Consider the following 12,460-nt stretch of genomic DNA (forward strand, 5'->3'; position numbering starts at 1 on the left):
CGGTGACGCCTCCGCCCCCCACGCCGTCCTCCCGCTTCCCGGACACCCCTCCGCAACCGGCGCCGGGCACGGACAGTCCCGCCAGGGGTGCGACCGGCCGAGGCGGCGCGGCACCCACCCCGCCTCCCCCCGCCCCGCACGGCGCGAAGTCGGTCCCGCTCCCGCCGGAGGCACCCCTCACCGAGACCACGACCCGCCTGCGCCCGATCCCGCCGCACCCGGGCACGGGCCCGCACACCCCACCCGCCCCCCGAAGGGCCCCGGGCCGCGTCGACCTCACCCCGAACCCGACCACCGCGGGCCGCCCCTTCGTCACCTCGGCACCCCCTCCGCCCCAGTACGACGACCGCACCACCCGCCTGCGCCCCCTCGGCCACCTGACCCACCGCATCGCGCCCCGCGCAGCCGCCGCCGCGGCCTGCCTGGTGCTCGGCATCGGCCTGCTCGGCGGAGCCACCACCGGCTTCCTGCTGACCGGCGAGGACGACGGCCCCGCCGTCTCCGCGCAGACCACGTACCACGCCGCCGCCGCCCTGTGGCACAGCGTCCCCGTCGACCGCCTCTTCCCGCGCACGCTCAAGGGCGAGGGCGCGGGCCCCGGCGGCTCGGACCGCACCTGGACCCGGATCGCCGTCGCCCCCGACAGCGGCTGCGCCAAGGCCCTCGACCCGCTGCTCCACAAGGCCCTGCGCTCCGTCGGATGCCTGCGCCTGCTGCGCGCCACCTACGTCGACGCCACCCAGAGCAGCGTCACCACCGTCGGCCTCCTCTTCACCAAGGCCGACGCCGAGGCCACCCAGGCGCTGCACGGCCGGTTCGCCGAGCAGGGCCTGGACCGCCGCGAGGACCTCATGCCCCGCCCCTACGCCGCCGAGGGCACCGCCGCCGCCGGCTTCGGCGACGCCCAACGCGCCTCCTGGACGATCAACGTCCTCACCGACGCCCCGGTCGTCGTCTACGCCGTCTCCGGCTTCGCCGACGGCCGCACCGTCGGCGACCCGCAGCCCGCCGCCGAGGCCATGAAGCAGAGCGCCGGCAGCGCCCCCGCCCAGGCCGGTCTCGGCCACGAGGCCCAGGGCGTCGCCGACCGGATCGAGCGCGGCCTGCGCAAGGCCGTACAGAAGTCCACGGAGCAGCCGTCATGACCCGCCGCGCCCACCGGATCGCCCTCGTCGCCGCCACCGCGGCGGCCGTCGCCCTGATCCCGTCGACCGCCGCGCACGCCGACGCGGTCCGCGCCCAGCAGTGGGGCCTCGCCGCGATGCACACCGAGGAGGCCTGGCGCACCACCAAGGGCCGGGGCATCACGGTCGCCGTCCTCGACACGGGCGTCGACGACCGCCACCCCGACCTCGAGGGCAACGTCCTGACCGGCAAGGACCTCGTCGGCTTCGGCGCCGAGCGCGGCGACCGCCCCTGGGCCCGCCACGGCACCGCCATAGCCGGCATCATCGCCGGTCACGGGCACGGCAAGGACGACGGCGACGGTGTCGTCGGCGTCGCCCCCGAAGCGCGCATCCTGCCCGTGCGGGTCATCCTCGAGGACGGCGACCCGGCCCGCGCCAAGGCCCGCGAGACCCGGGGCGACGCCCTCGCCCGGGGCATCCGCTGGGCCGCCGACCACGGCGCCGACGTCATCAACCTCTCGCTGGGCGACGACTCCGACACCGCCCACCCCGAGGCCGACGAGGACGCCGCCGTCCAGTACGCACTGAAGAAGGGCGTCTCCGTCGTGGCCTCCGCGGGCAACGGCGGCGAGAAGGGCGACCACATCTCGTACCCGGCCGCCTACCCGGGCGTCATCACCGCCACCGCGGTCGACTCCTCCGGCACCCGCGCCTCGTTCTCCACCCGCCGCTGGTACGCCACCGTCGCCGCCCCCGGCCGCGGCATCGTCACCGCCGACCCCGACCGCAAGTACTACTCGGCCTGGGGCACCAGCGCCGCCTCCGCGTTCGTCTCCGGCGCCGTCGCCCTCGTCCGCGCGGCCCACCCGGGCCTGGACCCCGCCCAGATCAAGAAGCTCCTCGAGGACACCGCCCAGGACCCGCCCTCGGGCGGCCGCGACGACTCGCGCGGCTACGGCCTGGTCGACCCGGCCGCCGCGATCCGCGCCGGGGCGAAGCTCAAGCCGAAGCGCCTGGCCTCGGCCGCGTACAGAGACCGGTACTTCGGCCCGGGCCCCGACGACCCGGACGACGCCGCGAGCACCGCCTGGGTCGGCCCGGTCGCGGGCGGCCTCGGCGTCCTCCTCCTCGGCGCGGCCGTCCACCTCTGGCGAGGCCACCGCCTCAGCCGACGCCGCTGACGACCTCCACCGCCACGCGCGCCACCGCCTCCACCACCGCGACCCCGGCGTCCATCGTCGGGCTTCCGTCGGACAGCACGGCCACGAGAGCGCACCGCCCCTCCGCGCTCACCCGCCCGACACTGTTCACGACCCACAGTCCCGTGGTGCTGCGCGGCAGCCAGCCGTTCTTCAGCTCGGCGGCGCCGGCCGCCGACACTCCCCAGGCCTGCCCCGCCACGACCCGGCCCATCAGCTCCCCGACGCAGGACCGCGAGGCCGCGCTCAGGACCGGCCCGTCGCCGACCCCGAACACCTGCCGGAACAGTGCGAGCTGATCGCCGGCCGTGGTCTGCGTCAGCCCCCACAACGGCCCGGCCCCGCCCGTCGTCCCGCTCAGCCCGAGCCGCGCGTTCGCCGCGTCGAGCCCCGCCGCCCGCCCCAGGGCTTCCCAGAGCTCGGTCGTCGCCGCGTTGTCACTGCGCTCGATCATCGCCGCGGCCAGCTCCCGCTCCCGCGCGGTCGGCTCCCGCCCCGCGTCCTGCGCGCCCAGCAGCAGCGCGCACAGCACGTCGACCTTCACGACGCTCGCGGTGTCGTACGTGCCGCCGCCCGGCGCGTACGCGGCCGATCTGCCGCTGGCCACATCGAGCACCGCGACCGACAGCCGCCCGGAGTGCCCCTCGACGACGGGAGCCAGTGCTGCGGCGAGGGCGGAGTCCATGGCCCAGACGGTAGTGCCGGCCCGGTGACAGGGTCCGCCGGGGTGCGGTCCGGGCCCGCTCGGTAGGGTCGGTGAACGTGGCGAACAAGAACATTCCCGACCCCGGCTACTCCGACGACGACGGCTCCGCGGACCCGCGTCTCGCCGAGGCCCTGGCCGCCTGGTCGGCCGACCGCAGCGCGCACGGCCCGGTCCTGGCCGCCCTCAAGGACGCCCGGCTGCTCGTGCCCATCGTGGCCGTGCTCGGCGAGGTCGAGGAGGACGAGAACGGGCTGCGCCGCGAGAAGACCAGCGACATGGCGGTCCCGACCCTGAAGGCCGGCGACCGCAAGGCGCTGCCCGCGTTCACCTCGATCGCGTCCCTCGCCCTGTGGGACCCCGACGCCCGCCCGGTCGCCGTCCCGCTGCACCAGGCGCTCCAGGCCGCCGCCCACGAGAAGGCCGACACCGTCGTCATCGACCTCGCAGGGCCGGTCCCGTACGAGCTGACGGGCTCCGCGCTGTACGCCCTCGCGGAGGGGCGCACCGACACGGACCCGCTGGCCGACCCGGCGGTCGTGGAGGCCGTGCGCGCCGCGGTCGCGGCCGAGCCCGCGATCGTCCGCGCCCACCTGGCCCCGGGCCCCTCCGGCGGCACCGACGGCACCGACGGGACCCTCGCCCTCGTCCTCGACGCGAACGCCGACGTCCAGGCCACCGCCCGCTCCCTCGCCGCGCGCATCGCCGCCGACGCAACACTGAGGGCCCGCCTGGTGGGCGGCCTCGACCTGGCACTGCTGCCGGCCGGGACCGCGCCCTCCGGCGAGCCCTTGTACGTGCGCCCCTGAGGAGGGCGCACGTGACGTTCTCGGTTGTCCGCTATCCGTAGACGGCGCCCGTGTACTTCTCACCCGGGCCCTGGCCCGGCTCGTCCGGCACGATCGAGGCCTCGCGGAAGGCGAGCTGCAGCGACTTCAGGCCGTCCCGCAGCGGGGCCGCGTGGAACGAGCTGATCTCGGTGGCGCTCGCGTCGAGCAGACCGGCGAGGGCGGAGACCAGCTTCCGTGCCTCGTCGAGGTCCTTGTGGGCGTCGCCCTCCTCGGTGAGGCCCAGCTTCACCGCGGCGGCGCTCATCAGGTTCACCGCGACCGTCACGATGACCTCGACGGCGGGCACCTCCGCGATGTCGCGGGTCAGGGCGTCGTAGTCAGGGGTGTCGGGGGCGTCGGGGGCAGCAGCGGGGGTCGCGTCACTCATGGGCTCCACGATATGCGGACCGCGGCCGGCGTCGCGCCGCGCACCCGGTTGGGCGCACCGCCCAAGTGCTGCTAACCTTGTGTGACGACCGGCCGGATGCCCACGTCCTCGTGACTCAGGTGACCGGCCCACAAGTGGAGGCTCCGATCTCCCACCTGGCCGCCCTCAGGGCGGCGGGTCACCGGTCAGACGGCCACCATCGTTCCGTACGGACGATGGAGCCGTCCGAACAGCGCCCCGCGGTCCGCCGTGCGGTGTTCCGGTAAGTCTTGGAGCCCCGCCTGTGTACCGTCCGGGGCATTTTCTGTGTCTCGGCGCGGTTGGTACTTACGTAACAGACGTTACGCGGCGGTCCGCCAGACCGTCGTGTGGTGCTACCGAGGAGGATCCATCAGCGCCGAGCCCCGCATCAACGACCGGATTCGCGTTCCCGAAGTGCGACTTGTCGGTCCCAGCGGCGAGCAGGTCGGGATTGTTCCGCTTGCCAAGGCCCTTGAGCTTGCTCAGGAGTACGACCTCGACCTGGTCGAGGTGGCGGCGACAGCCCGTCCGCCCGTCTGCAAGCTCATGGACTACGGGAAGTTCAAGTACGAATCGGCCATGAAGGCCCGTGAGGCGCGCAAGAACCAGGCGCACACGGTCATCAAGGAGATGAAGCTCCGGCCGAAGATCGACCCGCACGACTATGACACCAAGAAGGGTCACGTCGTCCGGTTCCTCAAGCAGGGCGACAAGGTCAAGATCACGATCATGTTCCGTGGTCGCGAGCAGTCCCGGCCGGAGCTCGGCTACCGACTGCTGCAGCGTCTCGCGGAGGACGTCCAGGACCTTGGGTTCATCGAGTCGAACCCGAAGCAGGACGGCCGAAACATGATCATGGTTCTCGGTCCGCACAAGAAGAAGACCGAGGCCATGGCCGAGGCCCGTGAGGCGCAGGCCGCACGTAAGGCCGACGCGAAGGCCAACCCGGGCAAGTCGCAGAACGCGGCTGAGACCGAGGCCGAGACCGAGGTCGAGACCACGGTCGAGGCCGACGCCGAAGCCCCCGCCGAGGCTCCTGCCGAGGCATGATCCGTCGGCGCACAGCCTGTGCGCCCCGGATACCAACTGACACAACTGACGTTCCCCCACGGCCGGTCCGGGCCTCTGGCACGGACCGGCCGGGAGCGCCACTGACGAGGAGAGAACGGCGCTATGCCGAAGAACAAGTCGCACAGCGGTGCCAGCAAGCGCTTCAAGATCACCGGCTCCGGCAAGGTGCTCCGTGAGCGCGCCGGCAAGCGCCACCTGCTCGAGCACAAGTCGTCCCGCGTGACGCGTCGCCTCACCGGCAACGCCGAGATGGCCCCGGGCGACGCCGCGAAGATCAAGAAGCTTCTCGGCAAGTGATGCTCGGGTGCGGAGCACCCTGAGCATCGACTGACCGGGACCTATTCGAATTCGGGTCGGGTGAAGACAACCCCGGCCCCGCTACAAGGAGTTACAAAGTGGCACGCGTCAAGCGCGCGGTGAACGCGCACAAGAAGCGTCGGGCGATCCTCGAGGCCGCCAGCGGCTACCGCGGTCAGCGTTCGCGCCTGTACCGCAAGGCCAAGGAGCAGGTCACCCACTCCCTGGTCTACAACTACAACGACCGCAAGAAGCGCAAGGGCGACTTCCGTCAGCTGTGGATCCAGCGCATCAACGCCGCTGCCCGCCAGAACGGCATGACGTACAACCGCCTCATCCAGGGTCTGAAGGCCGCCAACATCGAGGTGGACCGCAAGATCCTCGCCGAGCTGGCCGTCAACGACATCAACGCGTTCGCCGCGCTGGTCGAGGTTGCCCAGAAGGCGCTTCCGGCCGACGTGAACGCGCCCAAGGCTGCCGCCTGAGCGCTCCGCTGAGCCGGACGTGACATTCGGACCCGCAGGCCAGCCGGCCTGCGGGTCCGCATGCGTTCGGCTTCCCGTCCGCCGACGTCCGTTGTCTGCCGTGTGCGAGCCGTTCGTGGCTGAGCGCGCAGTTCCCCGCGCCCCTTCGGGGGCGCTTGCCCCTAGGTGAGTCCTCATGGTTAGCCCCGAACTGATCTCTCCCAAGTCGTCCCGTGTCTCCGCTGCCCGGCGGCTCGGGAAGCGGAACTTTCGGGGGAAGGAGCGGTTGTTCCTCGCCGAGGGGCCGCAGGCCGTGCGGGAGGCCGCCGCGCACGGCGGGCTCGTCGAGATGTTCACGACCGTCGAAGCCGCGGAGCGCTACGCCGACATCGTGGGCGAGGCCCGCGCCGCCGGCGCCGGGGTGCACCTCGCCGACGAGAGCGTCATCGCCGACATCTCCACCACCGTCACCCCGCAGGGCCTCGTCGGCGTCTGCCGCTTCCTGGACACGCCGTTCGAGGAGATCCTCGCCGCCCGGCCGAAGCTGGTCGCCGTCCTCGCGCACGTCCGCGACCCCGGGAATGCCGGCACCGTGCTGCGCTGCGCCGACGCCGCGGGCGCCGAGGCCGTGATCCTCACCGACGCCTCCGTCGACCTGTACAACCCGAAGGCCGTTCGCGCCTCGGTCGGCTCCCTGTTCCATCTGCCGGTCGCCGTCGGCGTCCCCGTCGAGCAGGCCGTCGCCGGACTCAAGGCGGCCGGCGTGCGCATCCTCGCCGCCGACGGCGCCGGGGACGACGACCTCGACGACGAGCTCGACCAGGGCACGATGGGCACCCCCACCGCCTGGGTCTTCGGCAACGAGGCCTGGGGACTGCCCGAGGAGACCCGCTCCCTCGCCGACGCCGTCGTCCGCGTCCCCATCCACGGCAAGGCCGAGAGCCTCAACCTCGCCACGGCCGCCGCCGTGTGCCTGTACGCGTCCGCGCGGGCACAGCGCGCGCCCGGAGGGTGCCGGTCCGTCACGTCCAGCTAGTAGGGTGACGGACTCGGGGCCCACTGCGCCGTTTCGAGAGGTGGGGTACGGGGAGATGACAGTCCGCACCAGCAGGCCCGCGCGGGTGAGCGACCCCGCGGGACTCGGCCTGGACCCCGACGACCTCTCCGACGGGCTCGTCGTCGCCGACGAGGGCGGCCGCGTCGTCTGCTTCAACGCCGCCGCCGAGCGCATCACCGCCGTCCCCGCCGAGCGCGCCCTCGGTGCCTCGCTGGAGCGGGCGCTGCCGCTGGAGGACCTGGAGGGCCGGCGCTGGTGGCAGCTCACCGACCCGTACGGCGGACTCGCCATCCGGGTCGGCCAGCCCGAGCGGAACCTGCTGCTGCCCGGCGGCCGGGAGGTCCTGGTCACCGCGCGGTACGTGCGCAGCCGCCCCACCGGGCCCGTGCGCCGGGTCGTCGTCTCGATACGCGACACCGAGGCCAGGCGCCGCACCGAGCGCAGTCACGCCGAGCTGATCGCCACCGTCGCCCACGAGCTGCGCTCCCCGCTCACCTCCGTCAAAGGGTTCACCGCGACCCTGCTCGCGAAGTGGGAGCGGTTCACCGACGAGCAGAAGCGGCTCATGCTGGAGACCGTCGACGCCGACGCCAACCGCGTGACCCGGCTGATCGCCGAGCTGCTCGACATCTCCCGCATCGACTCCGGCCGGCTGGAGGTGCGCCGCCAGCCCGTCGACGTGGCGGCCGCCGTCTCCCGGCACATCCAGGCCCACGTCGCCTCCGGACAGCCCGCCGACCGGTTCCTGCTCCGGGTCACCCAGCCGCTGCCCAGGGTGTGGGCCGATCCCGACAAGGTCGACCAGGTGCTCAGCAATCTCCTGGAAAACGCGGTGCGCCACGGCGACGGAACCGTCACCATTGACGTCGAGCCCACCGACCCCGTCGGCGCGTCGGTCACCGTGAGCGACGAGGGGCCCGGCATCCCGGAGGAGTCCATGAACCGCGTCTTCACCCGCTTCTGGCGGGGCAGCAAGCGCGGCGGCACCGGGCTCGGCCTGTACATCGTGAAGGGCATCGTCGAGGCCCACGGGGGTTCGATCACGGTCGGGCGCGCGCCCGGCGGCGGCGCCCGGTTCCGATTTATGCTGCCCGTGGCCACGCCGGCGTATCTCAACGCCTGAGCAGACCGGCCCACGGGCGCATTCGCACACCTCACCCCCGCCCAGACGAGTGAGCCCGTGCCCCCGCCTGCCAGGATCGGTCTGGCACGCACGCTCGCGGCGTTGTCGTCACTCGCCGACGCTCCGCGTCGACTCCCTCCTCCGCCTTGCGATCGCACGCACCAGACCGATCCTGGCCCGTCCTTCGGACGGACGTCGGGGGCACGGGCTCACTCGTCTAGACTCGTCCTTTGGCACATTGCGTCTCCAGATCAGAGACGGTTAGTCCCCAAGGCAGGACGCGTCGCAGACGGGGCCATCCGCCAGCCAATCGGAAGCACGGGAAGAGATGTCGGCACCGAACAAGTCGTACGACCCTGTCGAGGTCGAGGCACTGAAACCGGAAGAGATCGAGCGCGTGCGGGACGAGGCGCTCGCCGCCTTCGCCGCCGCGGACTCGCTCGAGGCGCTTCAGGAGGCCAAGGTCGCGCACGCGGGCGGCACCTCGCCGCTGTCGCTCGCCAACCGCGAGATCGGCGCGCTGCCGCCGCAGGCCAAGGCCGCGGCCGGAAAGCTCGTCGGGCAGGCCCGCGCCGCCGTCGGCCGGGGCCTCGCCGCCCGCCAGGTCGAGCTGGAGGCCGAGCGTGACGCGCGCGTCCTGGTCGAGGAGGCCGTGGACGTCACGCTGCCCTACGACCGCGTGCCCGAGGGCGCCCGGCACCCGCTCACCACCATGATGGAGCGCGTCGCCGACGTGTTCGTGTCCATGGGGTACGAGATCGCGGAGGGCCCCGAGGTCGAGGCGGAGTGGTTCAACTTCGACGCCCTGAACTTCACGCCCGACCACCCGGCCCGGCAGATGCAGGACACGTTCTTCGTGGCCGGCCCCGAAGGCCGCGAGAAGACGGTCGGCGACGAGTCCGGTGTCGTGCTGCGCACGCACACCTCGCCCGTCCAGGCCCGCACGCTGCTCGACCGCGAGCCGCCCGTGTACGTGGTCTGCCCCGGCCGGGTCTTCCGCACGGACGAGCTGGACGCCACGCACACCCCGGTCTTCCACCAGATCGAGCTGCTCGCCGTGGACGAGGGCCTCACCATGGCCGACCTGAAGGGCACCCTGGACCACATGGTCCAGGCGCTCTTCGGCGACGACATGAAGACCCGGCTGCGCCCCAACTACTTCCCGTTCACCGAGCCGTCCGCCGAGATGGACATGGTCTGCTACGTGTGCCGCGGCGCGTCCGTCGGCAACCCGGACCGTCCGTGCCGCACCTGCGGCAGCGAGGGCTGGATCGAGCTGGGCGGCTGCGGCATGGTCAACCCGCGGGTCCTCGTGGCCTGCGGCGTCGACCCCGAGAAGTACAGCGGCTTCGCCTTCGGGTTCGGCATCGAGCGGATGCTGATGTTCCGCCACAACGTGGAAGACATGCGAGACATGGTCGAGGGTGACGTCCGGTTCACCCGGCCGTTCGGGATGGAGATCTGATGCGGGTCCCGCTTTCTTGGCTGCGGGAGTACGTCGACCTGCCGGCCACCGAGACCGGTCGCGACGTACAGGAGAAGCTGGTCGAGGTCGGCCTCGAGGTCGAGACCGTCGAGCAGCTCGGCGCGGACATCAAGGGCCCCCTCGTGGTGGGCCGGGTGCTGACCATCGAGGAGCTCGAGGGCTTCAAGAAGCCGATCCGCTTCTGCACCGTCGACGTCGGCCAGGCCAACGGCACCGGTGAGCCCCAGGAGATCGTCTGCGGCGCCCGGAACTTCCAGGTCGGCGACAAGGTCGTTGTCGTGCTGCCCGGCGCCGAGCTGCCCGGCGGCTTCGCGATCGCCGCGCGCAAGACGTACGGCAAGACCTCGCACGGCATGATCTGCTCCACCGACGAGCTGGGCATGGGCGACGACGGCACGCACGGCATCATCGTGCTGCCGCCGGTGACCGAGGTCGGCCGCGACGCCATCGAGCTGCTCCAGCTCGTCGACGAGGTCCTCGACATCTCTGTCACCCCGGACCGCGGCTACTGCCTGTCCCTGCGCGGCATCGCCCGTGAGACCGCCATCGCGTACGGGCTTCCGCTGCGCGACCCGGCGCTCCTGGACGTCCCCGCGCCGAACGCGCACGGCTACCCGGTCCAGGTCTCCGACCCGATCGGCTGCGACCGCTTCACCGCGCGCACCGTCACCGGTCTGAGCCCCGAGGCCCGCTCGCCGATCTGGCTGCAGCGCCGCCTGCAGAAGGCCGGCATGCGTCCGATCTCGCTCGCCGTCGACGTCACGAACTACGTGATGCTCGAGCTCGGCCAGCCGCTGCACGCCTACGACCGCACCCTCGTCCAGGGCACGATCGGGGTGCGCCGCGCCACGCAGGGCGAGCAGCTCACCACGCTCGACGGCGTCAAGCGCACGCTCGACGCCGAGGACCTGGTCATCACCGACGAGCGCGGCCCCATCGGCCTCGCCGGCGTGATGGGCGGCGCCAACACGGAGATCGCCGACCACTCCGAGGACGCCGGCACCACCGACGTCGTCATCGAGGCCGCGCACTTCGACGCGATCACCATCGCCCGCACCGCGCGCCGTCACAAACTGACCTCCGAGGCGTCCAAGCGCTTCGAGCGCGGCGTCGACCCGATGGCCGCCTCGGCGGCCGCCCAGCGCGTCGTCGACCTCCTGGTGCTGCTCGCCGGCGGCACCGCCGAGGAGGGCGTCACCGAGGTCATCTCCCCGGGCGCCCCGCGCACCATCTCGATCCCCGCCGACCACCCGGACAAGGTCGCGGGCGTCGCCTACGGCCGCGAGACCGTCGTGCGCCGCCTCCAGCAGGTCGGCTGCGACGTCTACGGGCAGGACGAGCTGGTCGTCACCGTGCCGTCCTGGCGGCCCGACCTGACCGACCCGAACGACCTGGCCGAAGAGGTCATCCGGCTCGAGGGCTACGAGAACCTGCCCTCGACCCTGCCGAGGCCCCCCGCGGGCCGCGGCCTGACCGAGCGCCAGCGGCTGCACCGCCGCGTCGGCCGCGCGCTGGCCGGCGCGGGCTACGTGGAGGCGCTGAACTACCCGTTCATCGGCGCCGCCGCCCTCGACGCCCTCGGCCTCGAGGCGGACGACGCCCGCCGCGTCACGGTCGAGCTGGTCAACCCGCTGTCCGACGAGGAGCCCTCGCTCCGTACGACGCTGCTGCCGGGCCTGCTGTCCGCGCTGCGCCGCAACGACGGGCGCGGCAGCCACGACCTGGCGCTCTTCGAGACGGGCCTGGTGTTCCGGCCGACCGGCCAGGAGCACAAGGCGGTCCGGCTGCCCGTCGACCGCCGGCCCACCGACGAGGAGATCGCGGAGCTGACCTCGGCGCTGCCGCGCCAGCCGCGGCGCGCCGCCGTCGTCCTCGCGGGCGCCCGCGAGCAGGCCGGCTGGTGGGGCAAGGGCTACCCGGCGACCTGGGCCGACGCCGTCGAGTCCGCCCGGATCGTCGCCCGCGAGGCCGGCGTCGAGCTGACCGTCCGCGCCGACCAGCACGCGCCGTGGCACCCGGGCCGCTGCGCCGCGCTGTACGCGACGGTGGACGGCACGGAGACGCTCGTCGGCCACGCCGGTGAGCTGCACCCGCGCGTCGTCAAGGCGCTGCACCTGCCCGAGCGCACCTGCGCGATGGAGATCGAGCTCGACCTCGTCGAGCAGGCCTCCACGGGCGCGCTCCAGGCCCCGCGGATCTCCACGTTCCCCGTGGCCACCCAGGACGTGGCGCTCGTCGTCGGCAAGGACGTGCCGACCGCGGTCGTCGAGGACGCCCTGCGGACCGGCGCCGGTGAACTGCTCGAGGCGGTCCGGCTGTTCGACGTGTACGAGAACGCGGAGCAGCTCGGTGAGGACAAGAAGTCCCTCGCCTACGCCCTGCGCTTCCGTGCCGCCGACCGGACCCTGACGGTCGAGGAGGCCAGCGCCGCGCGTGACGCGGCGGTCGCCCACGCGGCCGAGATCACGGGCGCGGTGCTGCGCGGCGCCTGACGCCACGGCAGGACAGGACGAAGGGGCGCATCCGGATCACCGGATGCGCCCCTTCTCTGTGGGACCACCTTCCGTGGACCTGAGGCCGGCCGCTGGATCGGCGCCGTCCGCCCGCCGCAGGAGTTGTCGGGCAGGCGAGCGGGCGGACGGCGCAAGCACGGGCCGTCGTCTGTACGAGGGGGAGCCGACGACCCGGCCGGCC

12 protein-coding genes are annotated in these 12,460 nt (G+C 73.1%); 10 read left to right on the forward strand and 2 right to left on the reverse strand.

Annotation, left to right across the window (positions count from 1 at the left end; all coding sequences use genetic code 11):
- Window positions 1–2: 2 nt before the first annotated feature.
- Both ACIBTU_RS24100 and mycP read left to right on the forward strand, forming a co-directional pair.
- Window positions 3–1,145: a hypothetical protein gene (locus ACIBTU_RS24100; protein ID WP_399128460.1), complete on the forward strand. Its 1,143-nt coding sequence runs from the start codon at window positions 3–5 to the stop codon at window positions 1,143–1,145.
- Window positions 1,142–2,308, forward strand: coding sequence for a type VII secretion-associated serine protease mycosin (mycP, locus tag ACIBTU_RS24105; protein WP_399128461.1), 1,167 nt, complete (start codon window positions 1,142–1,144; stop codon window positions 2,306–2,308). The genes ACIBTU_RS24100 and mycP overlap by 4 nt, the downstream gene beginning before the upstream one ends.
- Here mycP and ACIBTU_RS24110 read toward each other — a convergent pair.
- Window positions 2,292–3,011: a serine hydrolase gene (locus ACIBTU_RS24110; RefSeq protein WP_399128462.1), complete on the reverse strand. Its 720-nt coding sequence runs from the start codon at window positions 3,009–3,011 to the stop codon at window positions 2,292–2,294. The genes mycP and ACIBTU_RS24110 overlap by 17 nt on opposite strands.
- A 77-nt stretch (window positions 3,012–3,088) precedes the next feature.
- On the opposite strand from ACIBTU_RS24110, the gene ACIBTU_RS24115 reads away from it, so the two are divergent.
- Window positions 3,089–3,838: an SseB family protein gene (locus ACIBTU_RS24115; RefSeq protein WP_399128464.1), complete on the forward strand. Its 750-nt coding sequence runs from the start codon at window positions 3,089–3,091 to the stop codon at window positions 3,836–3,838.
- 31 nt (window positions 3,839–3,869) lie between these two features.
- Here ACIBTU_RS24115 and ACIBTU_RS24120 read toward each other — a convergent pair whose 3' ends face one another.
- Window positions 3,870–4,247, reverse strand: coding sequence for a DUF1844 domain-containing protein (locus tag ACIBTU_RS24120; RefSeq protein ID WP_188339929.1), 378 nt, complete (start codon window positions 4,245–4,247; stop codon window positions 3,870–3,872).
- Window positions 4,248–4,613: 366 nt separating this feature from the next.
- Here ACIBTU_RS24120 and infC point away from each other — a divergent pair, with 366 nt between their 5' ends.
- The 7 genes from infC (at window position 4,614) to pheT (ending at window position 12,258) form a co-directional block, all read left to right on the forward strand.
- Window positions 4,614–5,318, forward strand: coding sequence for a translation initiation factor IF-3 (gene infC / locus ACIBTU_RS24125; protein WP_399128664.1), 705 nt, complete (start codon window positions 4,614–4,616; stop codon window positions 5,316–5,318).
- 123 nt (window positions 5,319–5,441) lie between these two features.
- On the forward strand, window positions 5,442–5,636 hold the full coding sequence (gene rpmI, locus ACIBTU_RS24130; RefSeq protein WP_003977225.1) for a 50S ribosomal protein L35: 195 nt from the start codon (window positions 5,442–5,444) through the stop codon (window positions 5,634–5,636).
- A 98-nt stretch (window positions 5,637–5,734) separates the two neighbouring features.
- Window positions 5,735–6,121, forward strand: coding sequence for a 50S ribosomal protein L20 (rplT, locus tag ACIBTU_RS24135; RefSeq protein ID WP_017241732.1), 387 nt, complete (start codon window positions 5,735–5,737; stop codon window positions 6,119–6,121).
- Window positions 6,122–6,296: 175 nt separating this feature from the next.
- Complete coding sequence (locus ACIBTU_RS24140) at window positions 6,297–7,136, forward strand: TrmH family RNA methyltransferase (protein ID WP_399128465.1); 840 nt, start codon at window positions 6,297–6,299, stop codon at window positions 7,134–7,136.
- A 55-nt stretch (window positions 7,137–7,191) separates the two neighbouring features.
- A complete protein-coding gene (locus tag ACIBTU_RS24145) occupies window positions 7,192–8,280 on the forward strand; it encodes an ATP-binding protein (RefSeq protein ID WP_399128466.1) in 1,089 nt (362 codons plus the stop codon).
- A gap of 328 nt (window positions 8,281–8,608) precedes the next feature.
- Complete coding sequence (pheS, locus tag ACIBTU_RS24150; protein WP_399128467.1) at window positions 8,609–9,745, forward strand: phenylalanine--tRNA ligase subunit alpha; 1,137 nt, start codon at window positions 8,609–8,611, stop codon at window positions 9,743–9,745.
- Window positions 9,745–12,258, forward strand: coding sequence for a phenylalanine--tRNA ligase subunit beta (gene pheT, locus ACIBTU_RS24155; protein WP_399128468.1), 2,514 nt, complete (start codon window positions 9,745–9,747; stop codon window positions 12,256–12,258). Before pheS ends, pheT begins: the two co-directional genes overlap by 1 nt.
- The last annotated feature ends 202 nt before the right edge of the window (window positions 12,259–12,460 follow it).

This window comes from Streptomyces sp. NPDC050145 (genome assembly GCF_044460245.1).
Taxonomy (GTDB): domain Bacteria; phylum Actinomycetota; class Actinomycetes; order Streptomycetales; family Streptomycetaceae; genus Streptomyces.

What these genes read in the sequence shown, in the direction of transcription:
- mycP (WP_399128461.1), top strand. Translation starts at nt 1,142, where the DNA reads ATGACCCGCCGCGCCCACCGGATCGCCCTCGTCGCCGCCACCGCGGCG.
- ACIBTU_RS24110 (WP_399128462.1), bottom strand. Translation starts at nt 3,011, where the DNA reads ATGGACTCCGCCCTCGCCGCAGCACTGGCTCCCGTCGTCGAGGGGCAC.
- ACIBTU_RS24120 (WP_188339929.1), bottom strand. Translation starts at nt 4,247, where the DNA reads ATGAGTGACGCGACCCCCGCTGCTGCCCCCGACGCCCCCGACACCCCT.
- rpmI (WP_003977225.1), top strand. Translation starts at nt 5,442, where the DNA reads ATGCCGAAGAACAAGTCGCACAGCGGTGCCAGCAAGCGCTTCAAGATC.
- ACIBTU_RS24140 (WP_399128465.1), top strand. Translation starts at nt 6,297, where the DNA reads ATGGTTAGCCCCGAACTGATCTCTCCCAAGTCGTCCCGTGTCTCCGCT.
- ACIBTU_RS24145 (WP_399128466.1), top strand. Translation starts at nt 7,192, where the DNA reads ATGACAGTCCGCACCAGCAGGCCCGCGCGGGTGAGCGACCCCGCGGGA.
- pheS (WP_399128467.1), top strand. Translation starts at nt 8,609, where the DNA reads ATGTCGGCACCGAACAAGTCGTACGACCCTGTCGAGGTCGAGGCACTG.
- pheT (WP_399128468.1), top strand. Translation starts at nt 9,745, where the DNA reads ATGCGGGTCCCGCTTTCTTGGCTGCGGGAGTACGTCGACCTGCCGGCC.